General features: G+C 70.0%; 18 protein-coding genes and 1 tRNA gene. 11 read left to right on the top strand and 8 right to left on the bottom strand.

The annotated features are described in order from the left end of the window. The 4 genes from ACIBCK_RS17715 to ACIBCK_RS17700 are packed head-to-tail and all read left to right on the top strand — an operon-like array spanning nucleotide 1 to nucleotide 4932. Nucleotides 1–231: a phosphopantetheine-binding protein gene (locus ACIBCK_RS17715; RefSeq protein WP_399391165.1), complete on the top strand. Its 231-nt coding sequence runs from the start codon at nucleotides 1–3 to the stop codon at nucleotides 229–231. Then, a complete protein-coding gene (locus ACIBCK_RS17710; protein ID WP_399391163.1) occupies nucleotides 228–4118 on the top strand; it encodes an amino acid adenylation domain-containing protein in 3891 nt (1296 codons plus the stop codon). The genes ACIBCK_RS17715 and ACIBCK_RS17710 overlap by 4 nt, the downstream gene beginning before the upstream one ends. Then, nucleotides 4115–4312, top strand: a complete 198-nt coding sequence (locus ACIBCK_RS17705; RefSeq protein ID WP_399391161.1) for an MbtH family NRPS accessory protein — start codon at nucleotides 4115–4117, stop codon at nucleotides 4310–4312. The genes ACIBCK_RS17710 and ACIBCK_RS17705 overlap by 4 nt, the downstream gene beginning before the upstream one ends. After that, nucleotides 4309–4932 carry a 4'-phosphopantetheinyl transferase family protein gene (locus tag ACIBCK_RS17700; RefSeq protein WP_399391159.1) on the top strand — a complete coding sequence of 208 codons (624 nt, stop codon included), beginning with the start codon at nucleotides 4309–4311 and terminating at the stop codon, nucleotides 4930–4932. The genes ACIBCK_RS17705 and ACIBCK_RS17700 overlap by 4 nt, the downstream gene beginning before the upstream one ends. Nucleotides 4933–4981: 49 nt before the next feature. Here ACIBCK_RS17700 and fes read toward each other — a convergent pair whose 3' ends face one another. Continuing rightward, nucleotides 4982–6274 (bottom strand): enterochelin esterase, encoded by a 1293-nt coding sequence (gene fes / locus ACIBCK_RS17695; RefSeq protein ID WP_399391157.1) that lies wholly within the window; start codon nucleotides 6272–6274, stop codon nucleotides 4982–4984. Nucleotides 6275–6401: 127 nt separating this feature from the next. On the opposite strand from fes, the gene ACIBCK_RS17690 reads away from it, so the two are divergent. Then, nucleotides 6402–7310, top strand: a complete 909-nt coding sequence (locus tag ACIBCK_RS17690) for a hypothetical protein (RefSeq protein WP_399391155.1) — start codon at nucleotides 6402–6404, stop codon at nucleotides 7308–7310. 25 nt (nucleotides 7311–7335) lie between these two features. On the opposite strand, the gene ACIBCK_RS17685 is transcribed toward ACIBCK_RS17690, so the two are convergent. Together ACIBCK_RS17685 and ACIBCK_RS17680 are read right to left on the bottom strand one after the other, a co-directional pair. Continuing rightward, complete coding sequence (locus ACIBCK_RS17685; RefSeq protein WP_399391153.1) at nucleotides 7336–8016, bottom strand: response regulator; 681 nt, start codon at nucleotides 8014–8016, stop codon at nucleotides 7336–7338. A gap of 513 nt (nucleotides 8017–8529) precedes the next feature. Next, nucleotides 8530–9006: a MarR family winged helix-turn-helix transcriptional regulator gene (locus ACIBCK_RS17680; protein ID WP_399391522.1), complete on the bottom strand. Its 477-nt coding sequence runs from the start codon at nucleotides 9004–9006 to the stop codon at nucleotides 8530–8532. 158 nt (nucleotides 9007–9164) lie between these two features. Between ACIBCK_RS17680 and ACIBCK_RS17675 the strand changes: the two genes are divergently transcribed. Then, nucleotides 9165–10622, top strand: coding sequence for an MFS transporter (locus ACIBCK_RS17675; protein ID WP_399391151.1), 1458 nt, complete (start codon nucleotides 9165–9167; stop codon nucleotides 10620–10622). Between the two features lie 87 nt (nucleotides 10623–10709). On the opposite strand, the gene ACIBCK_RS17670 is transcribed toward ACIBCK_RS17675, so the two are convergent. Beyond that, a tRNA-Leu gene (locus tag ACIBCK_RS17670) sits at nucleotides 10710–10797 on the bottom strand. Between the two features lie 140 nt (nucleotides 10798–10937). Between ACIBCK_RS17670 and ACIBCK_RS17665 the strand changes: the two genes are divergently transcribed. Beyond that, nucleotides 10938–12272: a DUF2254 domain-containing protein gene (locus ACIBCK_RS17665; protein WP_399391149.1), complete on the top strand. Its 1335-nt coding sequence runs from the start codon at nucleotides 10938–10940 to the stop codon at nucleotides 12270–12272. A 47-nt stretch (nucleotides 12273–12319) separates the two neighbouring features. On the opposite strand, the gene ACIBCK_RS17660 is transcribed toward ACIBCK_RS17665, so the two are convergent. The 3 genes from ACIBCK_RS17660 to sucC all read right to left on the bottom strand — a co-directional run bounded on the left by ACIBCK_RS17660 (nucleotide 12320) and on the right by sucC (nucleotide 15982). After that, entirely contained in the window at nucleotides 12320–13873 is a 1554-nt protein-coding gene (locus ACIBCK_RS17660; RefSeq protein ID WP_399391147.1) for an aldehyde dehydrogenase family protein, read from the bottom strand. 79 nt (nucleotides 13874–13952) lie between these two features. Continuing rightward, the gene (gene sucD / locus ACIBCK_RS17655) at nucleotides 13953–14831 is read right to left on the bottom strand and encodes a succinate--CoA ligase subunit alpha (RefSeq protein ID WP_399391145.1); all 879 of its coding nucleotides are present in this window, start codon (nucleotides 14829–14831) and stop codon (nucleotides 13953–13955) included. Between the two features lie 11 nt (nucleotides 14832–14842). Further along, a complete protein-coding gene (sucC, locus tag ACIBCK_RS17650; protein WP_399391143.1) occupies nucleotides 14843–15982 on the bottom strand; it encodes an ADP-forming succinate--CoA ligase subunit beta in 1140 nt (379 codons plus the stop codon). A gap of 211 nt (nucleotides 15983–16193) precedes the next feature. On the opposite strand from sucC, the gene ACIBCK_RS17645 reads away from it, so the two are divergent. The 4 genes from ACIBCK_RS17645 to ACIBCK_RS17630 all read left to right on the top strand — a co-directional run bounded on the left by ACIBCK_RS17645 (nucleotide 16194) and on the right by ACIBCK_RS17630 (nucleotide 22795). Continuing rightward, on the top strand, nucleotides 16194–17888 hold the full coding sequence (locus tag ACIBCK_RS17645) for a thiamine pyrophosphate-binding protein (protein ID WP_399391141.1): 1695 nt from the start codon (nucleotides 16194–16196) through the stop codon (nucleotides 17886–17888). Nucleotides 17889–17900: 12 nt separating this feature from the next. Next, a complete protein-coding gene (frc, locus tag ACIBCK_RS17640; protein WP_399391139.1) occupies nucleotides 17901–19133 on the top strand; it encodes a formyl-CoA transferase in 1233 nt (410 codons plus the stop codon). Nucleotides 19134–19136: 3 nt separating this feature from the next. Beyond that, complete coding sequence (locus tag ACIBCK_RS17635) at nucleotides 19137–21281, top strand: acetate--CoA ligase family protein (protein ID WP_399391137.1); 2145 nt, start codon at nucleotides 19137–19139, stop codon at nucleotides 21279–21281. Between the two features lie 125 nt (nucleotides 21282–21406). After that, complete coding sequence (locus ACIBCK_RS17630; protein WP_399391135.1) at nucleotides 21407–22795, top strand: OFA family MFS transporter; 1389 nt, start codon at nucleotides 21407–21409, stop codon at nucleotides 22793–22795. Nucleotides 22796–22901: 106 nt separating this feature from the next. Here ACIBCK_RS17630 and ACIBCK_RS17625 read toward each other — a convergent pair whose 3' ends face one another. Beyond that, nucleotides 22902–23963, bottom strand: coding sequence for a sugar phosphate isomerase/epimerase family protein (locus tag ACIBCK_RS17625; RefSeq protein WP_399391133.1), 1062 nt, complete (start codon nucleotides 23961–23963; stop codon nucleotides 22902–22904). Nucleotides 23964–24007: the final 44 nt, after the last annotated feature.

Here is a 24007-nt window from a genome sequence, read left to right as displayed (position 1 = left end):
ATGGCGCTGAGCGTGGAACTCATACGGGCCGACGTCGCCGACGTCCTGGGCGAGGAGCCCGCCGACATCCCTCTCGACGAGAACCTCGTCGACTACGGTCTCGACTCGGTGCGCATCATGTCGCTGATCGAGCGCTGGCGCCGCGAGCACGACATCACCGCGACTTTCGTGGACCTGGCCGAGCAGCCCGCCATCGAGGCCTGGGCGCCGATTCTGGGAGCCTCCACATGAGGCTCACCGCTGCCCAGTCGGGCATGTGGTTCGCGCAGGCGCTCGACCCCGGCAGCCCGGCCCAGAACACGGCCGAGTGCCTGGAGATCCACGGTCCCATCGACCCGTCCGTCTTCGCGCGGACGCTGCGTCAGGTGGTGTCCGAGGCCGACGCGTTGCGTGTGAGGATCATCGAAGGGGCCGACGGGCCCGCTCAGTTGGAGGTCGCCGATCCGGCGCTTCCGCTGAAGGTGCGCGATCTGCGTGCCGCGGCCGACCCGGACGCCGAGGCGCAGGCGTGGATGCGCGAGGACCTGGCCACGCCGTTCGACCTGGCCGCCGGACCGCTGTTCGCGCACGCGCTGTTCCGCGTCGGCGACGAGCGCTGGCTGTGGTACCAGCGGGTGCACCACATCGTGATGGACGGCTTCGGCTACTCGCTGCTCGCCCGCCGCACCGCCGAGGTCTACACCGCGCTCGCCGCGGGTGAGGAGCCGGCCGAGAGCCCCTTCGGGCGCCTTGAGGACCTCGTCGCCGAGGACACCGCGTACCGCGCGTCCGAGACGTTCGAGACGGACCGCCGCCACTGGGACGGCGCCTTCGCCGACCGCCCCGACGCCCCCAACCTGGCCGGGCGCACCGCGCTGCCGTCCCGCACCTTCCACCGCCGCAGCGCACGCCTCTCCCCCGAGGCGACCTCACGCCTTCGGGAGTCGGCGTCCGCGATGCGGGCGACCTGGCCCGAGGTGCTCGTCGCCGCGCAGGCCCTGTACGTCTCGCGGGCCACCGGCTCCGCCGAGGTGGTGCTCGGCCTGCCGATGATGGGCCGCATGGGTTCGGTGGCCCTGCGCGTGCCCGGCATGGTGATGAACGTGCTGCCGCTGCGGCTCACCGTGACCCCGCAGGCCACCTTCGCCGAGCTGACCCGGCAGGTCGTGCTCGGCATCCGCGCGGCCCGCCGCCACCAGCGCTACCGCTACGAGGACATCCGCCGCGACCTGGGCCTCCTCGGCGATGGCCGATCCCTGGTCGGTCCGCTGGTCAACGTCATGCCGTTCGACTACGGCCTGACCTTCGCGGGCGCCCGCACCGACGCGCACAACCTCTCGGCGGGCCCCGTCGAGGACCTCACGGTCAACGTCTACGACCGCGCCGACGGCAGTGGCCTGCGCATCGACTACGACGGCAATCCCGCCCTGTACGAGCCGGACGAACTCGGCGTCCACCAGGCGCGGTTCATGGAGCTTCTGGAGCGCATCGCCGACGCGGGCCCGCACACGCCGCTGGCCGAGCACACGATCGCCCGCCGTGTCGAACTGCCCCTCGTCACGGAGGAGTTCAACGCCACCGCGCAGCCGGTGCCGCCCACCACGCTGATCGGCCCGATCGAGGCCCAGGCGGTCCGCACGCCGGACGCCACCGCCCTGGTCTTCGGCGACCAGGAGCTCACCTACGCCGAGCTGAACGCCCGCGCCAACCGGCTCGCCCACCATCTCATCGAGGTCGGCGTACGTCCGGGCGCGCTCGCGGCCGTCGCCGTGCCCCGCTCCCTGGACCTGGTGATCACGCTCCTCGCCGTGCTCAAGGCGGGCGGCGCCTATCTCCCGCTGGACCCCGACTATCCGGCGGACCGGCTCGCGTACATGCTTCAGGACGCGGGTCCTGCCTGCGTGATCGCCGACCGTGCCGACCGGGTGCCCGCCGCTTCGGGTGTGCCGATCGTCGCCCTGGACCGGCTGGACACGGCGCCGTACGGCACGTACGACCCGCCGCGCGCGCTCACCCCGCACCACCCCGCCTATGTCATCTACACGTCCGGGTCGACCGGCCGCCCCAAGGGTGTCGTCGTGCCGCACTCGGCGATCGACAACCGGCTGCGCTGGATGCAGGCCGAGTACGAACTCGACGCCGGTGACCGGGTGTTGCAGAAGACGCCGTCCGGGTTCGACGTGTCGGTGTGGGAGTTCTTCTGGGCGCTGCGGGTGGGCGCGACGCTCGTCGTCGCCGAACCCGGCGGCCACAAGGACCCGGCGTATCTGGCGCGCGTCATCCGCGAACAGGGCGTCACCGTCTGCCACTTCGTCCCTTCGATGCTCCAGGTGTTCCTGTCCGAGCCCGCCGCGGCTGACTGCGCGGGCCTGCGGCACGTCTTCTGCAGCGGCGAGGCGCTGCCGCGCGAGACGGTGCGGGAGTTCGGGCGCGTACTGGACGGCGTACCGCTGCACAACCTCTACGGTCCGACGGAGGCGGCCGTCGACGTGACGTACCACTCGTGCGGCACCGACGCGACGGGCCCGGTCCCGATCGGCAAGCCCGTCTGGAACACGCGCCTGTACGTCCTGGACGCGGCGCTCCAGCCGTGCCCGCCCGGCATCCAGGGCGAGCTGTTCCTTGCAGGGACCCAGCTGGCAACCGAGTACCTGGGGCGGCCCGAACTGACCGCCTCCCGCTTCGTCGCCGACCCCTACGGTCCGCCCGGCACCCGCATGTACCGCACGGGCGACCTGGCGCGCTGGACCGAGCACGGCGAGATCGAGTACCTGGGCCGCACCGACCACCAGGTCAAGCTGCGGGGCCTGCGCGTCGAACTGGGCGAGATCGAGGCCGAGTTGGCCGCCGACCCTGCGGTGGGCGCGGCCGGCGTGCTGGTTCGCGAGGACCGGCCGGGCGACCAGCGGCTCGTCGGGTACGTGACACCCGCCGACACCGGAGCCGTCCCCGACCCCGAAGAGCTGCGCGCAGGGCTCGCCCGCACACTGCCCGACTACATGGTGCCGGGCGCCATCCTCGTCCTGGACGACTTCCCGCTCAGCCCGAACGGCAAGCTGGACCGGCGCGCACTGCCCGCCCCCGCCTTCGAGGGCTCCGGCGACGGCAGCCGGGTGCCGAGCGGCCACCGCGAGGAGACGCTCACCCGGCTCTTCGCAGAGATCCTCGGTGTGCCCCAACTCGGTGTGGACGACGCCTTCTTCGACCTGGGCGGCACCTCGCTCCTTGCGGCCCGGCTGGTCGCCAGGGTCCGCGACACGCTGGGCGCCGAGCTCACCATCGGCACGCTCTTCCAGGCGCAGACCCCGGCGGCGCTCGCCGCCCACCTGGACGCTGACCACAGCGAGGCCGACCACGCCCTGGACGTACTGCTTCCGCTGCGCGCTCGCGGCGACCGCACCCCACTGTTCGCCTTCCACCCGGCGGGCGGCATGAGCTGGTGCTACTCGGGTCTGCTCTCACGGCTCGACCCCGGGCAGCCGGTGTACGGCCTTCAGGCGCGCGGCCTGCACGGCGAGGGTGAACTCCCGGCCACGATGGAGGAGATGGCGGCGGAGTACGTGGACGCGCTGCGGGCGGTGCGCCCGCACGGCCCCTACCGGCTGGTCGGCTGGTCGGTGGGCGGTGTGCTCGCCCACACGGTCGCGGTGCTGCTCCAAGAGGGGGGAGAGGAGGTCGAGTTGCTCGCGCTGCTCGACGCCTACCCCTCCGACCAGTGGCGCGACGCCGCGGTCCCCGCGGAGGCGGACGCCCTCAAGGCGCTGCTGCGGATGGCCGGTTACGACCTGACGCACGAGCTGACCCGCGAGGATGTCCTGGCCACGCTCCAGCGCGAAGGCAGCGCCCTGGCCGGCCTGCCGGACAGGACCCTGTCGGCGGTCCTCGACATCGTCGTCAACAACGCCCGCCTGATGCGCGAGCACGACCACCGCCCCTTCGACGGTGACGCCCTGTTCTTCACGGCCGCCGCGCCGCGCGCCGAGGACTGGCTGACGAGGGACGCCTGGGCGCCGTACATCAGCGGCTCGATCAGCAACCACGACGTGGACTGCCTGCACCCGGAGCTGACGCAGCCGCGGCGCCTCGACGAGGTCTGTGCCGTACTCGCCGCCCGCCTCAAGGAGCTGGACCACGCATGACGAACACGCCAGGCCCCTTCGACGCGGTGAACACCGACGCCGACACGGAGCCGACCCACCTGGTCCTGGAGAACGCGCTCGGGGAGCACTCCCTGTGGCCGGTCTTCCGCGCCGTGCCCGAGGGATGGACCACGGTGTACGGGCCGGAGACGTACGGCCGTTGTGTGGCCCGCCTCCAGGAGCCGGCCACGTGACGGAGATCCAGTTCGTCCGCCCGGCCCCGCTCGACGTGTCGCTCCTCGACACGCAGGAGCGGCGCCGGGCCGCGGCGTTGCGGCGCCCGGCGGACCAGGAGCTGTACGCGGCGGCGCATACCGCGCTCCGTCTGCGGCTCGGCGCGTATCTCTGCGTCGAGCCGGCGGCGGTTGAGCTGGTGCGGCTGCCGTGCCCGCTGTGCGGTGAGCCGCACGGCCGCCCCGCCGTCGCCGGAGGGGCGGGCCCGCACTTCTCCCTCTCCCACACGCAAGGCCTGGCCCTGCTCGCCTTCGCGGACCGCCCGGTCGGTGCCGACGTGGAGAGACTCCCGTCCGCGAGCACGATGGCAGACGTGGCGGCGTCCCTGCACCCCCGGGAGCAGTCGGAGCTGGCCGAACTCCCATCCGGCGAAAGGCCCTTGGCCTTCGCCCGCTGCTGGACCCGCAAGGAGGCCTGCCTCAAGGGAACGGGCGAGGGCCTCGCCGGCGGCGGCATGGCATCGCTCCTGGTGGGCACAGGCACCGCATCCCTTGACGTCCGAGGCTGGACGGTACGAGACGTCGCCGCACCCGAGGGTTACGCGGCAGCAGTCGCCACGGCGAAGTCCCCGGCTCTGTAGGCCCCCGGGACAGGGCGCCTCCCCCACCCCACGAGGCCTGCGCCCATGCCTACGCGGCAGCGGCCCCCGCCGACGGCTCGCCCGCGGACTCCGCACCCAGCAGCCCGACCAGCCCGTCCGCCAGTTCCGTGCGCCAGCACAAGTAGTCGTGCCCGCCGTTGAACTCGCGGTACACGGCGTCCTCGTAACCCTTCTCGCGCAAGGTGGCGCGCAGCCTGCGCATGGCGGGTAGCGCCACCCACTCCTGCTCGCCCGCCGACAGCCAGAACCGGACCGGCAGCCGCTCACTCTCGGCGATACGGGCGGTCAGCCACTCGGAGCGTTCGAGGTCGGGCCCGTCCGGCCACCAGAAGGAACCCGACTGCGCGAGGACATGGCCGAAACGCCCCGGCGCGACGACGGCCGCGTATGCCGCGGTGAGGCCGCCGAGGCTCTGACCGGCGACGACGGTTCGTGCCGGATCGCCGGTCAGGGGCAGCAGGCCGCCCGCCCAGGGCAGCAGCTCGGTCTCCAGAAACCCGACGAACCGTTCGTTGCAGGCGAGTTCGGCCCAGCGCTGGTCCGCGCTCAGGGATTCGGGGAGCACGGCGGCCAGCGGCGGGATGCGGCCGTCGGCGATGAGGTTGTCGAGGAGCGCCGCGACGTCCAGGCCCGGCTGCCACATCTCGCCGTCCATCAGGACCAGGACGGACAGGTCGCGTCCGCCACCCGGCGGCTCGTAGAGATGCACCCGCCGCTCGTTGCCGAGGAGTTCGCTGCGGACCGTGTGCGTGCTGACGGTGCCGCGTGCGACACCCTCGCGCCGCTGCCAGTCGTCACCGGCCGGAGCCTGCGGCAGCTCGACGCACGAGACCGGCTCGCCGCCCCAACGACGCGTCAGCGTACGCGGGTTGAGGGGGTCGGCGCGCTGCTGCTGGCGCAGCCAGGGCCAGTACTCGCCCTCCGGTCGCCGAGGGCCGCCCCCTTCATCCACGCACAGGCTGTACGTCGCCCGCCAGTCCGCGCGCATCCGGATCGACCAGTGCCAGATGTCCGTTCCCGGCACCCGCTCCATCAGGTTGGGGGCCATGTCACGCGGATCGACGATCTTGTTCGGCATGACGAGGACCGCCCGGGTCGCGTCCGTGCCGCGCCACAGGAAGGTGACCACCCGGTACTGGTCGTCGCCCTGCGGGTCGGGCTCGACGACCGGCGCACCGCCCGCCGCCCGTACGGCACCCCAGAAGTCGCCCCGCTCCACGGCCCGGCCCACCCACGCACTGTCCACGCGCTCGACCGGCCGCGGCCGTGGGATGCGGGGCGGCCGGCGGGTGGCCCCGTCGGGAGGAGCGGTGAGCGGCATGGGGGAGCCTCCAGGGGGTCATCGCGTACGCGCAGCTAAGGGTGACCTTACTTGAGCAGGCCACCCCGGGGGCGACCAGGTCCGGGCCACCTCCACCCGCCCGGAGCCCAGCGGTACATTGCCGCCTATGTCGATACCGAATTCCCAGCCCAACCAGCCCAATCAGCCCCACCAGCCGAATCATCCGAATCAACCGAATCAGCCCAACCCATACCAGCAGACCCCGAATCCGTATCAGCAGCCGCCGGGCACGGTTCCGCCCCAGGGCTCCCCGCAACCCTTCGGCCAGCCACCTGGCCCGTACGGACAGCAGCCCGGCCCCTACGGCCAGCCGCCCGCACCTCCGGCGCCCCCGGCAGGACCGCGCAAGCCCACGCCCGGCTGGGTGTGGGGCATCGGCGGTGTCGTGGTCGCGTCGGCCCTGTGGGCGGGAGCGCTCTTCGCCACCGGCAATCTCGGCTCCGACAGCGGCAGCGGCGGCGACGAGGCGAAGGCGGACCTCGCCGGATACCAGTACACGAAGAACCTCTGCGACGTCTCCCCGCTCGACGCCTTCAAGAAGAAGTACGAGCTCGACTCGGACTCCACCGCCACCACCAATTACGGCACCCGGCAGAAGGGCTTCGACCAGAGCTACTGCAGCCGCAAGCTCAAGGACCCGGAGGCGGGAGCCGACACCTATTCGAGCATCTACGTCTACTCCACCGCCCGGTGGCACAAGGCCACCGACCCGAAGGGCGAGTTCGCCTCGGAGCAGAAGGCCTACGAGGACCAGTCGCAGAAGACGTACACCTACAAGACCAAGGCCGTGAGCGGTATCGGCGACGAGGCGTACCTGGTGACCGACACCAGCGGCTCCGACGATGACGATCTCAACGGCATGACCCTCGCCGTGCGCGACGGCTGGTTCACCATCGAGACGCGCTGGAGCTACTACGGCGGCGCGGACGACAAGACCGAGCCGCCGACGGCCTCGGAGGTCGAGGAGATGCTCAAGTCCGACACGCGTGCGGCGATGGACGGGCTCAAGAAGTGAGGTACCGGCTCGGGGGTTCCTGGGCTCAGCACAGGGGCGGCGCGGGGCGGACGAGGCCCGACTGGTAGGCGATGACGACCAGTTGGGCGCGGTCGCGGGCGTCGAGCCCGGCCATGGCGCGCTGGACGTGGGTGCGCACGGTCTGCGGGTTTTCGGAGAGCAGTTCGGCGATCTCGGCGTCGGACTTTCCCTCGGCGACCAGGGTCATCACCTCCCGCTCGCGGTCGGTGAGCGCGGCGAGGCTCTCGGGCGGCGCCAGGTGGTCGCCGGCCTCGGGGGTGGTGAGGAAGCGGGTGACGAGGGCGCGCGTGGCCGTCGGGGAGAGCAGCGAGTCGCCCGCGGCCACGGTCCGGATCGCGTCGAGGAGTTCTTCGACGCCCACGTCCTTGCCGAGGAATCCGCTCGCGCCCGCGCGCAGGGCCTGGGCCACGTGCTCGCCGGTCTCGGAGGTCGTGAGGATGAGGACGCGGGTGGCGGCGAGCTCCGGGGCGGCGCAGATCAGGGCGGTCGCATCCTGGCCGTCCGTGCTGGGCATGCCGATGTCCACGAGGGCGAGGTCGGGGAGATGGGTCCTGGCGAGTTCAAGGGCTTCATCGCCGTCGGTGGCCTCGGCGACCACCTCCATGTCGTCGCAGGAGTCGATCAGGATGCGGAAGGTCGCCCGGAGGAGGGCCTGGTCGTCGGCAAGCAGGACGCGGAGGGTCATGTAGTGCGTTTCTCTTCCGTGTTCTCGGGGTGCGGCGGCAGGTGGGCGGCGACGTCGAACCCGGCCCCGGGGCGGTGGCCCGCGTACGGGTGACCGCCGACGGAGGGGGCGCGTTCCCGCAGGCGTATGAGGCCGCCGCGGTGACCGGTGGCGGGTGTGACGGCTGACCGAGCGGACGTGGCGGGCACGGGCGTGGCGGGCGCTGGCGTGGCGGGCGCTGCTCCCCGTTGCTGACGGGCGTGGTCGGCAACAGGGCCGTGGCACCGGCCGGCACGGCGGCGGTGAGCGTGTCTGATGAGCATCGAGTTCTCCGATCGACTTCTTGCATCATCGTCGGACACTCGGCCTCCCGACGGGCGCAGGGCCGCCCGTGTCCCGCACAGCGGCCCCGCGCCACGCACGTACGGCAGGCGCCGTTACGCCCGCGCGCCGGTACGACAGCTGCCCCGGGCCCGCGATCGCCCGTTCGGAGGTACGAGGGGGTTCACGGGCGGGCTCACGGGGTGGGTGGGCTCACGGGCGCGGCCAGGGATGCCCCTCCAGGCGCTCGATGTCGCTGTTGAAGCGCTGGAGCAGCGCGGCGAACGACGCCACATCCTCCGGCGACCAAGTGTCCATGACCTTCTCAAGGCCCTGGGTGTACTCGGCCCGGTCGGCGTCGAGTTGCCGCGCGCCCTCGGCGGAGATGCGGAACTTGCGGGCCATGCCGCCGTCGGGGTCGGGAATGCGCTCGACGAGGCCGCCGCGCAGCATGGCCGCGGTCTGCCGGTTCAGCGTGGACGCGTCGAGGCCGAAGGCATCGGTGAGCTGGCCGATGGACATGGGGCCGTCCATCTGGATGCGGCTGAGCAGGATGTACGCGCTCCGGTCCAGGCGCCCGCCCGAAGAACGTGTGCGCGGGTTGAACAGATGCGAGTGCCGACCGAGCAGCATCGTCTCGAATTCGACCTGCCGAACGGGCTTCTCCGTGCGGCCAGCGGGCTTGTCCATGCGACGACCGTGCTTGTCCATGCAGACATTCTATCCGTCATATGCATCATGCACTTCATATGTATAGTGCATATCGCGATGCCCTCTCAGCTCACGCGATCGTCCGGAAGCCGCCCGGGACCCGTCCGGCGCCGCCCGGAAAGCCGAAGGAGAAGCCAGTGGTCAGCTCGGAGCCCGACGTCCGCCCGGGGCGCGTCGTCGGGGTACTCGCCCTCGCGGGCATCGTGGCCGCGGTCATGCAGACGCTGGTAGTGCCCCTGATCGGCGACCTCCCCCGCATGCTCGACACCAGCCCGCCGAACGCCTCGTGGGTGGTCACGGCCACACTGCTCTCGGCGGCGGTGGCGACACCCGTGGCCGGGCGGCTCGGTGACATGTACGGCAAGCGGCGCATGCTGCTCGTCTCCGTGGTGCCGCTCGTCGCGGGCTCGGCGGTCTGCGCCCTTGCCTCCTCCGTGGTGCCGATGATCGTCGGCCGGGGGATGCAGGGCCTCGGCATGGGCGTGGTGCCGCTGGGCGTCAGCCTCCTGCGTGACGTGCTGCCGCCCGAGAAGCTCGGCTCGTCCATCGCCCTGATGAGCGCGTCCATGGGTGTGGGCGGTGCGCTCGGCCTGCCGTTCGCCGCGGCCGTCGCCGAGAACGCCAGCTGGCGGGTGCTGTTCTGGGTCGCCGCCGCCTTGAGTCTCCTGGTCGCCCTCCTGGCCTGGCTGTTCGTACCCGCGGGACGATCGGCGACCGGGTCTGCCCGCTTCGACGCCCTGGGCGCGATCGGTCTGGGCAGCGGTCTGGTCTGCTTGCTGCTCACCGTGTCCAAGGGCTCCGACTGGGGCTGGACGAGCGGCACCACCCTCGGCCTGTTCGCCGCGTCGGTCGTCGTCCTGCTGGTCTGGGGCCGGTGGGAGCTGCGCAGCGACGAGCCGCTGGTCGACCTGCGCGTCACCGCCCGGCCGCAGGTCCTGATGACCAACGCGGCCTCGGTGCTCGTCGGCTTCGCGATGTACGCCCAGTCGCTGGTCGTGCCCCAGCTGCTTCAGCTGCCCGAGGCCACCGGCCACGGCCTCGGCCAGTCGATGATGGCCATGGGTCTGTGGATGGCCCCGGCCGGCCTGATGATGATGGCCCTCGCACCGCTCGGCGCCAAGCTCTCGGCCGCCCGCGGCCCCAAGGTGACACTGTCGGTCGGAGCCCTGGTCATCGCTCTCGGCTACGGCTCCTCCCTGCTCCTGATGGGTTCGACCTGGGGCCTGCTGGTCGTGACGCTCATCTGCAACACGGGCGTAGGCCTCGCGTACGGCGCCATGCCCGCCCTGATCATGAGCGCGGTGCCCCAGTCGGCGACCGCGTCGGCCAACAGCTTCAACACCCTGATGCGTTCGATCGGCAGCTCCGCGGCGGCAGCCGTGATCGGTGTGGTCCTTGCCCAGATGACGACGGACTTCGGCGGTCATTTCCTGCCGTCGGAGAACGGCTTCCGCGCCGCCATGCTGATGGGCTGCGGGGTGGGCCTCGCGGCTGCGGTGGTCGCGGCATTCATTCCGGTCCGCCAGGCGGACGCCGGGACCGACACCCCCGAGACGGAGACCGACCCGCGCCCGACGTCGGAAGCCACGGCCTGATCCCCTTGCATCCCTCGGGAGGCATGACAGCCTCTCTCGGGAGCATGACAAAACCCCACGGCCTCAGAGAGGCCGTGGGGTTCTGGCTGGTGTCCGAGGGGGGACTTGAACCCCCACGCCCGATAAAGGGCACTAGCACCTCAAGCTAGCGCGTCTGCCATTCCGCCACCCGGACTAGGTGTTTGCCGTTCGCGGGGTGTTCCCCGCGGCGACATGGACAACAATACCAAGCTTTCGGAGTGCCTTTCACCTGCGTATCCGCCCGTCGGCGGGCGGCTGCCCGGCGGCCCGTACCCGCGCGTCTACAGTCTCACCATGAGTGACGGCTTGATTACGGGAGCGCTCGGTGGCGTGAAGGTGCGGCGGCCTCGGTTGCTGTCCCCGTTGCGTGAGCATCTGCGGGACACCATGTGGTTCGCGCCGACGGCCGGGCTGGTGGGGGCCATGGTGCTGTGGTTCGTCGCATCGGAGCTGGACAGCCAGATCGTGACGTCGGCGCAGGACGCCGGGGAGTACGACCTTCTCGAGAACATGATCGGGATCGCCGACGACGCCAAGGAGGTGATCAAGACCATCGGCTCGGCGATGCTGACCTTCATCGGTGTCGTCTTCAGCATCTCCCTGGTGGCCGTGCAGATGGCGAGCGGGCAGTTCAGCCCGCGGGTGGTGCGGCTGTACATCAGGTCACGGATCACCAAGACCACGCTCACCGTGTTCCTGGCGACGTTCCTCTTCTCGCTGATGACGCTGACGTCCTTCGACAGCGAGCAGGATCCGCGGCTCCTGACGAACGTGCCGCTGATCGAGTCCCTCCTGGCCATGGCCATGGTGTTCCTGAGCCTGCTGCTCTTCGTGGCGTACGTGAACGGCACGCTCCGCATGATGCGGATCAGCTTCGTCATCGACCGGATCGCCCGGGAGGCGCTGCGGGTGGCGGTGAAGTACCCGACCGAAGGCGCCCTGGACGACGAGCACCTCGGCCCCGCGACCGCCCGCATCACTCACCAGGGGCGGGCCGGTGTGCTGCGGGACGTGCACATCGCCCGCGTCGTGAGAGCGGCCGGCCGCCACGGTGTGGTGCTGCGGCTGCTGCCACGCATCGGGGACTTCGTGGTGCCGGGGACCCCGGTGTTCACCGTCCACGGCGGAACGGCGCCGCCCCGGCGTGCACTGCGGTACACGGTGTACGTGGGCGTGGAGCGCACCTTCCACCAGGACCTCGGGTTCGGTCTTCGTCAGCTCGCCGACATCGCGCTGCGGGCCCTCTCCCCCGCGGTGAACGACCCGACCACCGCCGTGCAGGCCCTTGACCGCATCATCCTGTTCCTGGCCTCGGTGGCCCACTATCCGCTGGGCGCCCTGCGCCACCGTGACCGGCGCGGGGCCGTGCGGATGGTGCAGCCCGTGCCGGACTGGACCGCGCTCGTGGATCTCGGGTTCGCCGAGATCCGGGGGTGCGCGGTCGGCAACCCGCAGGTCACCCGGCGCATGCTGGCAGGCCTCGACGACCTGCTGCGGCTCGTTCCCGAGGACCGCAGGAAGCCGCTCCTGCGCCACCGCGAGCTGCTCGCGCAGGCCGTGGAACGCACGGTCCCGGAAGCGGCGGACCGCGCGTTCGCACTGCAGCCCGACCGGCAGGGCATCGGCTAGGCAACCGATCCCCTGCCGGCCCCGGGCTCACGCCATCGGACCCCGGTTCACGCCATCAAGTGGTAACTCGGAAAGTTCCCCGGCGGCCGTTCCAGCGCCGGGCCGTGGGTGACCGCGCGCACCAGCAGCTCGCCACCGACGAACGCCCCGCGCCATGACGCCCCGAACCCGCCGAACAGCTCGTCCCGGTCCCCACGCGAACGCGGCTTGCCGCGGCCGGTCTTGAACGCGCGGATCTGCGGCGCGAGACGTTCGTACGTCGCGGCGTCGTCGGTCGACAGCGTGGCGACCAGCGCCCCGTTCGACGCGTTCATGGCGGCGAGCAGCTCCGCCTCCGTGTCGACGAGGACGATGGTGTCGACCGGACCGAACGGCTCCGCGTGGTGCAGCGGCGAGGACGGCGGCGGGTTGAGGAGCGTGACGGGGTGGACGTACGCGTCGGTGTCCTGGCCCGGCAGGAAGCGGTCCGCCGCGGGAGCGCCGCGGTACAACGGCACAGCACCGCGATCGATCGCTTCCGCCACCTGGTCGCCCAGCTCTTTCGCCTTCGCCGCGTTGATCAGCGGGCCGAAGTCCAGCTTCGGGAAGGGGTCCTCGGCATGTTCGACCGCCAGGGGGTGACCGATGCGGACGGTGCGCACGGCCGGGAGATAGGCGGCGAGGAACTCGTCGAAGAGGCCCCGTTGGACGACGAACCGCGGATACGCGGTGCAGCGCTGCTTCCCGTAGTCGAAGAGCTTGGGGATGACGGCGCTGAGCGCTTCCCAGTCGCTGTAGTTCCAGATGCCCCAGGTGTTCAGTCCTTCCTGTTCGAGGATGTGCCGCTTGCCGAGGTCGGCGACGGCGGTGGCGACGGCGGCGCCCGTGTCACGTCCGCCGACGAAGGAGACGCACCCGATTTCCGGTGCGCGGACCAGCGCTTCGGACAGTTCCCCGCCGCTGCCGCTGACGAGGGTGACGGGGATCCCTTCGCGGGCGGCCAGCGCGCAGGCCAGGGTGAGGCAGGCGACGCCGCCATCGGTCGGGGTCTTGGCGATGACCGCGTTGCCCGCGAGTGCCTGTACCAACACTGCGTGAACGAGCACGCTCATCGGGTAGTTCCAGCTCGCGATGTTGGATACGGGACCGTCAAGCGGGCTCCGCCCGTCGACCATCGGTTCGATGCCGTCGACGTACCAGCGCACGCCGTCGATGGCCCGGTCGACATCGGCCTGGGCGAGGCGCCAGGGCTTGCCGATCTCCCAGACGAGGAGGAGGGCGAGCAGTTCACGGTGCTCGGTGAGAGCGTCGAGGGTGGCGGCGACGCGGGCACGCCGTTCGTCCAACGGGACGTGACGCCAGGCCCGGTGCTGGTCGAGTGAGGCGCGTACGGCCTGCTGGGCGGCGGCGGAGTCGAGGCGTGGCGGGCCCGCGATGGGGCTGCCGTCGACGGGCGATGTGGCGGGCAGGGCCCGGCCGTCCGCCTGCCAGGTGCCGTTCCAGAGATTGAGGACGCGGTCGTCGCGGAAGGCCTCCGGCGCGACGGCGAGGCAGCGGCGCCAGGCTTCGCTCCAGGCTGTACCGGCCTTGAGGACACGAGGTTTGGGGAGGGTGGGTGCCATTCGTATGTCTCCGCTCACGGTGCACAGATCGGGGCGGGAGGTGCATGGCTCGTACGGGCTGAGAACGAGGCGGGATTCCTCATGCCCCGAGTTGGTCGAGAACGAGGCGGGCCGTTTCCGTAGGTGTGGCGCCGACGCGTACCCCGGCCGCCTCCAGTGCCTCCTGCTTCGCGCGCGCGGTGCCGGACGAGCCCGAGACGATGGCTCCCGCGTGACCCATGGTCTTGCCCTCAGGGGCGGTGAAGCCGGCGATGTAGGCGACGACGGGTTTGCTGACGGACTGCTCGATGTAGGCGGCAGCGCGTTCCTCCGCGTCTCCGCCGATCTCACCGATGAGCACGATCAGTTCGGTGTCGGGGTCGTCCTCGAAGGCGGCGAGGCAGTCGATGTGCGTGGTGCCGACGACGGGGTCGCCGCCGATGCCGACACAGGTGGAGAAGCCGATGTCGCGCAGTTCGTACATGAGTTGGTAGGTGAGCGTGCCCGATTTCGAGACCAGGCCGACGCGTCCGGGTTTGGTGATGTCGGCGAGGATGATGCCCGCGTTGGCCTGGCCGGGGGTGATGAGCCCCGGGCAGTTGGGGCCGACGACGCGCGTGCCGCGCTGTTTGGCGTACGCGTGGAAGGCGACCGAGTCGTGCACAGGGATGCCCTCCGTGATGACCACCGCGAGGCCGATTCCGGCGTCGGCGGCCTCGGTGACCGCCGCCTTGCAGAAGGCCGGGGGCACGAAGACCACGGTGACGTCGGCGCCCGTGGCCTCGATGCCGTCGCGGACGGTGCCGAAGACGGGGACGGCGCGGTCGTCGAAGTCGACGGTCCGGCCGGCCTTGCGGGGGTTGACGCCTCCGACGACGTCCGTGCCCGCTGCGAGCATGCGACGGGTGTGCTTCATGCCCTCGGCGCCGGTCATGCCCTGGACGAGGACCTTGCTCTCCTTGGTGAGGTAGATCGCCATGTCCCGGCTCCTTAGGCTGCGTTGGTGTGACCGGCGAGTTCGGCGGCGCGTCGTGCGGCGCCGTCCATGGTGGTGATCTGCTGGACGAGGGGGTGGGAGCGGGCGTCGAGGATGGCGCGGCCCCGTACGGCGTTGTTGCCGTCGAGGCGGACGACGAGTGGCTTGGTCAACTGGACTGCTTCCAGCGCCTGGACGATGCCGTCGGCGACGGCGTCGCATGCGGTGATCCCGCCGAAGACATTGACGAAGACGGACTTGACTGCGGGGTCGGAGAGGATGACGGAGAGGCCGTCGGCCATGATCTGGGCGGAGGCGCCACCGCCGATGTCGAGGAAGTTCGCGGGGCGTGCTCCGCAGCCCGCGACCACGTCGAGGGTGGACATGACGAGGCCCGCGCCATTGCCGATGATGCCGACCTCGCCGTCGAGCTTGACGTAGTTGAGGCCCTTGGACGCGGCCGCCGCCTCCAGGGGGTCGTCGTGGGCGGAGTCGTCCGCGCCCCAGCGTGCCTGGCGGAAGCGGGCGTTGTCGTCCAGGGTGACCTTGCCGTCGAGGGCGAGGATCTCTCCCTGTGCGGTGCGGACGAGGGGGTTCACCTCGACGAGGAGCGCGTCCTCGCGGGTCAGCACCTGCCACAGCCTGACCAGTACGTCGGCGGTGGCCTCGGGGAGCCCCGCCGCCGCGGCGATCTCGGCCGCCTTCGCCTCACACACTCCCGCTGCCGGGTCGATCTCGACGCGCGCGACGGCCTCCGGCCTGCTCGCCGCCACCTCCTCGATGTCCATGCCGCCTTCGGCGGACGCGATCGCGAGGAAGCGCCCCGCCGCGCGGTCCAGCACGTACGAGACGTAGAACTCACTCTCGATCTCCACGGGTTGGGCCACCATCACCTTGCGCACGGTGTGGCCCTTGATGTCCATGCCGAGGATCTGCCGTGCCGTGATCTCGGCGGCGGCCGGGTTCGCGGCGACCTTGACGCCGCCGGCCTTGCCGCGTCCGCCGGTCTTCACCTGGGCCTTGACGACGACTCGGCCGCCGAGGCGTTCGGCGCCCGCGCGTGCCTCCTTCGCCGTGTCGGCGACCACCGCATGCGGCACCAAGATGCCGTATTCCTCGAAGAGTTCCCTTGCCTGGTGCTCGAACAGGTCCATTCCGGCTCCTGACGCCGTGTCGTTCCGGGGAGCGAACCCCCCGCCTCCGAAAAGTGCCGCACGCCCCCTGGACACCACTGACCGGATGCGGGATAACAAGCTTCATACAGTATTCGTCGACTGTATGCAATCTACCGCGAGAGCACCTCCGAGCAGTGTGCGAGCAGCATCTGAGCGCTCCAACTCCCCTACGAAGGGACAGGACTTCGCCATGCCCGACGGCAGCAGCGACACGAACCAAACCCACATCTCCGGTGGGCACTTGGTCGCCAAGGCACTCAAAGCAGAGGGTGTGGAGGTCATCTACACCTTGTGCGGCGGCCACATCATCGACATCTACGACGGCTGCGTCGACGAGGGGATCGATGTCGTCGACGTACGCCACGAGCAGGTCGCCGCCCACGCGGCCGACGGCTACGCGCGCCTCACCGGTAAGCCGGGATGCGCGGTGGTGACGGCTGGGCCGGGAACCACGGACGCCGTCACTGGCGTAGCGAACGCCTTCCGCGCCGAGTCCCCCATGCTGCTGATCGGCGGCCAGGGAGCGCACACCCAGCACAAGATGGGGTCACTGCAGGATCTTCCGCACGTCGACATGATGACGCCCATCACCAAGTTCGCCGCGACCGTGCCGGACACGGCACGCGCCGCTGACATGGTGTCGATGGCGTTCCGCGAGTGCTATCACGGCGCTCCAGGACCGTCCTTCCTGGAGATCCCGCGCGATGTGCTGGACGCCAAGGTGCCGGTGGACAAGGCCCGGGTGCCGCAGGCCGGGCAGTACCGCGCGTCCACCCGCTCGGCCGGCGACCCCGAGGCCATCGAGAAGCTCGCCGACCTGCTCGTGCACGCCGAGAAGCCCGCGATCCTGCTCGGCAGCCAGGTCTGGACGACGCGGGGCACCGCGTCCGCCATCGAGCTCGTGCGGGCCCTGAACGTGCCCGCCTACATGAACGGCGCGGGCCGCGGGACCCTGCCGCCCGGGGACCCCCACCACTTCCAGCTCTCGCGGCGGTACGCCTTCTCCAACGCCGATCTCATCGTCATCGTGGGGACGCCCTTCGACTTCCGTATGGGCTACGGGAAGCGGCTCTCCCCGGACGCGACGGTCGTGCAGATCGACCTCGACTACCGCACCGTCGGCAAGAACAGGGACATCGACCTGGGCATCGTCGGTGACGCCGGGCTGATCCTGAAGTCGGTCACCGAGGCGGCGTCCGGGCGGCTCAACGGAGGTGCTTCCAAGCGCAAGGAGTGGCTCGACGAGCTGCGTGCCGCCGAGCAGACGGCGATCGAGAAGCGGCTGCCGAACCTGAAGTCCGACGCCTCGCCCATCCACCCCTACCGCCTCGTCAGCGAGATCAACGACTTCCTTACCGAAGACTCGATCTACATCGGCGACGGCGGCGACATCGTCACCTTCTCCGGACAGGTCGTGCAGCCCAAGTCGCCGGGGCACTGGATGGACCCGGGACCGCTCGGCACGCTCGGCGTCGGCGTCCCCTTCGTGCTTGCCGCCAAGCAGGCGCGGCCCGACAAGGAGGTGGTGGCCCTCTTCGGAGACGGCGCCTTCTCCCTGACCGGGTGGGACTTCGAGACGCTCGTCCGCTACAACCTGCCCTTCGTCGGGATCGTCGGCAACAACTCCTCGATGAACCAGATCCGTTACGGCCAGAAGGCCAAGTACGGCGAGGAGCGCGAGCGGATCGGCAACACCCTCGGAGACGTCCACTACGACAAGTTCGCCCAGATGCTGGGCGGTTACGGCGAAGAGGTCCGCGACCCCGCCGACATCGGCCCCGCGCTGCGGCGGGCGCGCGAGTCGGGCAAGCCCTCGCTGATCAACGTATGGGTCGATCCGGACGCGTACGCCCCCGGAACCATGAACCAGACCATGTACAAGTGAGGAGCCCGTGCGATGACGACCAAGGCTCTTGAGGGCGTACGCGTCCTCGACATGACACACGTCCAGTCCGGGCCGTCCGCCACCCAGCTGCTCGCCTGGCTCGGTGCGGACGTGGTGAAGCTCGAGGCCCCTTCGGGGGACATCACGCGCAAGCAGCTGCGTGATGTCCCGGACGTCGACTCGCTCTACTTCACGATGCTCAACTGCAACAAGCGGAGCATCACCCTCAACACCAAGACGGAGCGAGGCAAGGAGCTCCTGACCGAGCTGATCCGGCGCTCCGATGTGATGGTCGAGAACTTCGGGCCCGGCGCCGTGGACCGGATGGGCTTCACCTGGGAACGCATCCAGGAGATCAACCCCCGGATCGTCTACGCCTCGATCAAGGGCTTCGGAGACGGCCCCTACACCAACTTCAAGGCCTACGAAGTGGTGGCACAGGCCATGGGCGGCTCCATGTCGACCACGGGCTTCGAGGACGGCCCGCCGCTCGCGACCGGCGCCCAGATCGGCGACTCCGGGACCGGCATCCACGCCGTCGCCGGCATTCTCGCCGCCCTCTTCCAGAGGGAGAACACCGGTCGCGGGCAGCGCGTGAACGTCGCCATGCAGCACGCGGTGCTCAACTTGTGCCGGGTCAAGCTGCGCGACCAGCAGCGCCTTGCACAAGGACCGCTCGCCGAGTACCCGAACGAGGACTTCGGGGACGAGGTGCCGCGCTCGGGCAACGCCTCCGGCGGCGGACAGCCCGGCTGGGCGGTCAAGTGCGCGCCCGGCGGGCCGAACGACTACGTGTACGTCATCGTGCAGCCCGTGGGCTGGCAGCCGCTCACCGAGCTCATCGGACGCCCCGAGCTCGCCGAGGATCCCGAGTGGGCCACCCCGGAGGCCCGGCTGCCCAAACTCGGCAAGATGTTCCAGCTGATCGAGGAGTGGTCCGCGACGCTCCCCAAGTGGGACGTCCTCGAGCGGCTCAACGCCCACAACATCCCGTGCGGCCCGATCCTCTCCACCAAGGAGATCATCGAGGACGCCTCGCTGGCCGCGAACGAGATGGTCGTCGAGGTCGCGCATCCGCAGCGCGGCTCCTTCACCACGGTCGGCTCCCCCTTGAAGCTGTCGGACTCCCCCGTCGACGTGGTCAGTTCGCCGCTCCTCGGCGAGCACAACGCGGAGGTCTTCGTCGGTGAGCTGGGCCTCGGCGACGAGGAACTGCGCCTGCTCAAGTCGAACGGAGTGATCTGATTGATGGCCGAAGACCGCGCACTGACGGTGCGGGCGCTCCTGGACGCCGTGCGCGCCGAGGGACGCACCTCGCTGACGGCGCCGGAGGGCAAGGTGCTCGCTGACGCGTACGGGATCGCCGTACCGGGCGAGGAGCTGGCGACGGACGTGGACGAGGCGGTCGCGTACGCGGCACGCTTCGAAGGGCCCGTCGTCATGAAGATCGTCTCCCCCGACATCCTGCACAAGACCGACGCGGGCGGCGTCATGGTCGGCGTGGAAGGTGCCACCGACGTACGGGCCGCCTTCTGCGAGATCGTCGACAACGCGCGTGCGTACGCGCCGGAGGCACGGATCGAGGGCGTGCAGGTGCAGGAGCTGCTGCCCTCCGGCCAGGAAGTGATCGTCGGGGCGGTGACCGACCCGACGTTCGGGAAGGTCGTCGCCTTCGGGCTCGGCGGTGTACTCGTCGAGGTCCTCAAGGACGTCACGTTCCGTCTCGCGCCGGTCGACGCGGACGAGGCCGCCTCCATGCTCGACTCGATCCGCGCCGCAGAGATCCTCCGCGGGGTGCGGGGCGCGCCGGCTGTGGACCGCTGGGCCGTCGCCGAGCAGATACGCCGGGTCTCCCAACTGGTCACCGATTTCCCGGAGATCGCGGAGGTGGACCTCAACCCGGTGATCGCCACCCCGGAGGGCGCGATCGCCGCGGACATCCGCGTCATCCTCTCCGAAGGGGTCACGAAACCGCGCCCTACGTACACGCGCGAGGAGATACTCACGTCCATGAGGCGGCTGATGGAGCCCCGCTCCGTCGCAGTGATCGGCGCCTCCAACGAGCAGGGCAAGATCGGCAATTCGGTGATGCGCAACCTCATCGACGGCGGCTTCTCCGGCGAGATCCATCCGGTGAACCCGAAGGCCGATGACATCTTGGGCCGCAAGGCGTACAAGAGTGTCACGGACGTTCCCGGTGAGGTGGATGTGGCGGTCTTCGCGATCCCCGCCAAGTTCGTGGCTTCGGCCTTGGAGGAGGTGGGTCGCAAGGGCATTCCCAACGCGGTCCTGATCCCCTCCGGATTCGCCGAGACCGGTGAACAGGCCCTCCAGGACGAGATCGTGGCCATCGGCGAGCGGCACAGCGTGCGGCTGCTCGGCCCGAACATCTACGGCTACTACTCGACCTGGCAGGACCTGTGCGCGACGTTCTGCACGCCGTACGACGTCAAGGGCGGGGTCGCTCTGACGAGTCAGTCCGGCGGCATCGGGATGGCCATCCTCGGCTTCGCACGCACCACGAAGACGGGCGTCTCGGCGATCGTCGGGCTCGGCAACAAGTCCGACCTCGACGAGGACGATCTCCTCACGTGGTTCGGCGAGGACCCCAACACCCAGTGCATCGCCATGCACTTGGAGGATCTCAAGGACGGCCGTGCCTTTGTGGAGGCCGCGCGGGCGACCGTCCCGAAGAAGCCGGTCGTGGTCCTGAAGGCCGGGCGCACGGCTGCCGGAGCGAAGGCCGCGGGATCGCACACGGGTGCCCTGGCGGGCGATGACGCCGTGTACGACGACATCCTCAAGCAGGCGGGCGTCATCAGGGCCCCCGGCCTCAACGAGATGCTGGAGTACGCGCGCGCGTTGCCAGTGCTTCCCACACCACAGGGCGACAACATCGTGATCATCACGGGGGCGGGCGGGTCCGGGGTGCTGCTCTCCGACGCGGTGACCGACAACGGGTTGCGGCTGATGGAGATCCCCGACGACCTGGACGCGTCCTTCCGGGCGTTCATCCCGCCCTTCGGGGCGGCGGGGAACCCCGTCGACATCACCGGGGGCGAGCCCCCGTCGACGTACGAGGCGACGATCAGGCTCGGCCTCGAGGATCCCCGCATTCACGCACTCGTCCTGGGCTACTGGCACACCATCGTCACCCCTCCCATGGTCTTCGCCGAACTAACGGCCCGGGTGATCGCGGAGTTCCGGGAGCGCGGCATCGAGAAGCCCGTCGTGGCATCCCTGGCGGGCGATGTCGAGGTGGAGGAGGCCTGCCAGTACCTCTTCGAGCGAGGCGTCGTGGCGTACCCGTACACGACGGAGAAGCCGGTGGCCGCGCTCGGCGCGAAGTACCGGTGGGCCCGAGCGGCCGGTCTGTTGGGGGGCGGCCCATGAGGTGACCGGTGTGGGGGCCGGTCGGCGGTGCGCGCCGGCCGGCCCCGGGACCCGTGCGCACACGAAAGGAATTGGACAGGGGGCGCTGGCCAGGATCTTTTCGACGCAAGGGGTGCTGAACCAACATGACGACAACCGACATACACACAGCCGTCCCGTACAGGGAGGTGACGGACACCAACGGCCGGATGTACCGGGTCGGCGAGACCGACATCGACATCATGGGCCGCAAACGCAAGTGGATGGTCATCCTGCCGTGGATCGGCATGATGGGCATCAGCTCGGCCGAGTACGCGTTCGCGTCGGCCGAGGACACCCTGCACACCGCGCATTCCTGGGGCGACACGCACATCTTCTGGATGCTGGGAGTCTGGGTCTTCTTCCAGGCAGCGGTGGCCTTCCCGGCGGGCAAGCTGCGCGAGAGCGGCAGGCTTCCGGCACGCTGGGCGATGATGTGCGGCGCTGTCGGAACGCTGCTCGGGTATCTGTCACTGGCGTTCGCGCCGCATGTCATCGTCGCCTATATCGGCTTCGGCATGTTCAGCGGTATGGGCGCCGGCATGGTGTACGCGACGTGCGTGAACATGGTCGGCAAGTGGTATCCCGAACGGAAGGGAGGAAAGACCGGATTCGTCAACGGCGGATTCGCCTACGGCTCGGTGCCGTTCGTGTTCATCTTCACCGGCTACATGGACCTGACGAACTTCCGCTGGGTGCTGGTGAGCGTCGGTCTCTTCCTGGCGGCGATGGTCGCCGTGGCCGGATATTTCTTCCGTGACCCGCCGAAGAACTGGTGGCCGGCCGACGTGGACCCGCTGCGGCCCCCGGACGACCCGCGGGCCAGGCGCGCGCTGGCGATGAACCCGCCCGCCGTGCGGCAGTACACGCCCAAGGAGGCGTGGCAGACCGGCCGGGTCGCGCTGATGTGGTTCTGTCTGCTGTGCACATCCGGCGTGAACATCTTCGGCATCGCCTTCCAGGTGGACATCGGAAAGGAAGCCGGATTCGCCGGTGGAATCGTCGCCACGGCCATGTCCTTGAAGGCCATCGTCAACGGCACGGGCCGAGGTGTCATCGGCTGGCTCTCGGACCTCTACGGACGCAAACGCTGCCTGATCTTCGTCTGTATCGTGCTCGGCCTTTCACAGTACGGAATTCTGTGGGCCGCGGACATAGAGAACCTTCCGCTGTTCCTGGTCTTCTCCAGTATCTCCGGTTTCGGAGGCGGCGCCATCTTCCCGATGTTCGCGGCGATGACGGCGGACTATTTCGGCGAGAACAACAACGCCTCCAACTACGGCCTGGTCTACAGCTCCAAGCTGGTGTCCGGTCTCCTCGGCTCCGGAATGGGCGCGGTCGTGGTGAGCAACTGGGGCCACACCGGGGCCTTCACACTGGCAGGATCGATCTCCCTGTTCGCGGGATTCATCGCGCTCTTCCTGTCCCAGCCCGGAAGGCCGAAGGACAAAGGCATCAAACCCAATCCGCAACCCCTCGGTGAGGAGATGGCCTGATCGCACGAGCCCCGTCACGTGCCGTAAGACCAGCGGCCGCCCCGTGCACTCAGGTGCACGGGGCGGCCGCTGTTGTGTTCCGCGCTCAGTGGCGCCGAGGCCCGGGTCAGTCCCCGCAGCGCTCGCGGAGCGAGTGCAGGTGCGCACTGGACTTGCGGGCGAAGGCGAAGGACTCGACCGGGTTGTCGTGCTCCGTCTGCCAGTGGTGGTAGCGGCGGCCGTTGTGGGTCCGCGCGGTCACCTTGGACAGGAACTTCTTGTAGTCGATGTCGCCATCCCCGACGTCCGACATGCGGAAGCCGTCGCGGGTGGTCTCGTCACGTATGCCGTCCTTGACATGGAACAGCGGATAACGGTGCGGCTGCTTGAGGACGTAGCTGATCGGCTCGAACGGCGCCGGCGTGCCGTCCGCCCGCTTGCCGAAGCGGAACTGTGCCGAGAACGCCCAGTAGATGTCCATCTCCAGAAAGACGAAGTCGGGGTCCGTCTCCGCGAGCAGCACGTCGTAGAGGCGGACCTTCGGCTTGTCGGTGGCGAAGGAGAACTCTTCGGCGTGGTTGTGCTGGTAGAACTTCATGCCGCGCTTGCGGGCGGCTTCTCCGTACGTGTTGAAGTCCTCGGCGGCGCGCTTCCAGCCGTCGACGGTCGATCCATAGCGGAAGGGGCCCGACGCGGTTCCGATGTGCTTGAGCCCGAGCGCCTCGGCGTCGTCGAGGACCTTCGTGAGGTTCTGCGCGAAGGTGTAGGCGTTCGGGTTGTTGTCGTCGTAGTAGCCGACGTGGCTGCCGATCGGGTTCAGCCCGTGGTCGTGGGCCAGCCTCTTGAGCTGGGCGAGGGTGATGTCGCCCGCCGAGCCCTGGGTGTATCCGGCGAACTCGATCTCGTCGTAGCCGTACTTCTCCAACTCGGCGAAGACCGGAGCGAATCCGAGGGTGGAGACCTTGTCGCGCAGGCTGTAGAGCTGGATGCCGAGTCGGCCCGGAGGCAGGACGGCTCGGCCGCGGCCCTTCCCCGCTGCGTCGGTGGCGGGGGCGGCGGTGGCGGTCGTCGCGGTGGCGGCGGTGCCGATCAGGGCCGCGGCGGTGGCGCCTGCCGCGACGCCGAGAACTCCGCGTCTGCTGAGCCTCTGGGCCAGCTCGGGGTCGGCCGGGGTGTGGTTGCGGGTCATGCGGGTCTCCCGGGATCGAGTCAGGGATGGATCAGGGATGGGTT

Origin of the sequence: Streptomyces sp. NPDC051218 (assembly GCF_044455475.1) — a bacterium.
Lineage (GTDB): Bacteria > Actinomycetota > Actinomycetes > Streptomycetales > Streptomycetaceae > Streptomyces.
The sequence above is the reverse complement of the archived record's forward strand: the minus strand, read 5'-3'. Positions and strand labels throughout refer to the sequence as shown.

Bases quoted from the DNA above. Each gene is read 5' to 3' on its own strand.
- ACIBCK_RS17645 (WP_399391141.1), top strand. From the start codon at position 16,194: ATGCCCGACGGCAGCAGCGACACGAACCAAACCCACATCTCCGGTGGG.
- ACIBCK_RS17690 (WP_399391155.1), top strand. From the start codon at position 6,402: ATGTCGATACCGAATTCCCAGCCCAACCAGCCCAATCAGCCCCACCAG.
- ACIBCK_RS17630 (WP_399391135.1), top strand. From the start codon at position 21,407: ATGACGACAACCGACATACACACAGCCGTCCCGTACAGGGAGGTGACG.
- ACIBCK_RS17660 (WP_399391147.1), bottom strand. From the start codon at position 13,873: ATGGCACCCACCCTCCCCAAACCTCGTGTCCTCAAGGCCGGTACAGCC.
- sucD (WP_399391145.1), bottom strand. From the start codon at position 14,831: ATGGCGATCTACCTCACCAAGGAGAGCAAGGTCCTCGTCCAGGGCATG.
- ACIBCK_RS17680 (WP_399391522.1), bottom strand. From the start codon at position 9,006: ATGGACAAGCCCGCTGGCCGCACGGAGAAGCCCGTTCGGCAGGTCGAA.
- sucC (WP_399391143.1), bottom strand. From the start codon at position 15,982: ATGGACCTGTTCGAGCACCAGGCAAGGGAACTCTTCGAGGAATACGGC.
- frc (WP_399391139.1), top strand. From the start codon at position 17,901: ATGACGACCAAGGCTCTTGAGGGCGTACGCGTCCTCGACATGACACAC.
- ACIBCK_RS17685 (WP_399391153.1), bottom strand. From the start codon at position 8,016: ATGACCCTCCGCGTCCTGCTTGCCGACGACCAGGCCCTCCTCCGGGCG.
- ACIBCK_RS17705 (WP_399391161.1), top strand. From the start codon at position 4,115: ATGACGAACACGCCAGGCCCCTTCGACGCGGTGAACACCGACGCCGAC.
- ACIBCK_RS17710 (WP_399391163.1), top strand. From the start codon at position 228: ATGAGGCTCACCGCTGCCCAGTCGGGCATGTGGTTCGCGCAGGCGCTC.
- fes (WP_399391157.1), bottom strand. From the start codon at position 6,274: ATGCCGCTCACCGCTCCTCCCGACGGGGCCACCCGCCGGCCGCCCCGC.
- ACIBCK_RS17715 (WP_399391165.1), top strand. From the start codon at position 1: ATGGCGCTGAGCGTGGAACTCATACGGGCCGACGTCGCCGACGTCCTG.
- ACIBCK_RS17665 (WP_399391149.1), top strand. From the start codon at position 10,938: ATGAGTGACGGCTTGATTACGGGAGCGCTCGGTGGCGTGAAGGTGCGG.
- ACIBCK_RS17635 (WP_399391137.1), top strand. From the start codon at position 19,137: ATGGCCGAAGACCGCGCACTGACGGTGCGGGCGCTCCTGGACGCCGTG.
- ACIBCK_RS17625 (WP_399391133.1), bottom strand. From the start codon at position 23,963: ATGACCCGCAACCACACCCCGGCCGACCCCGAGCTGGCCCAGAGGCTC.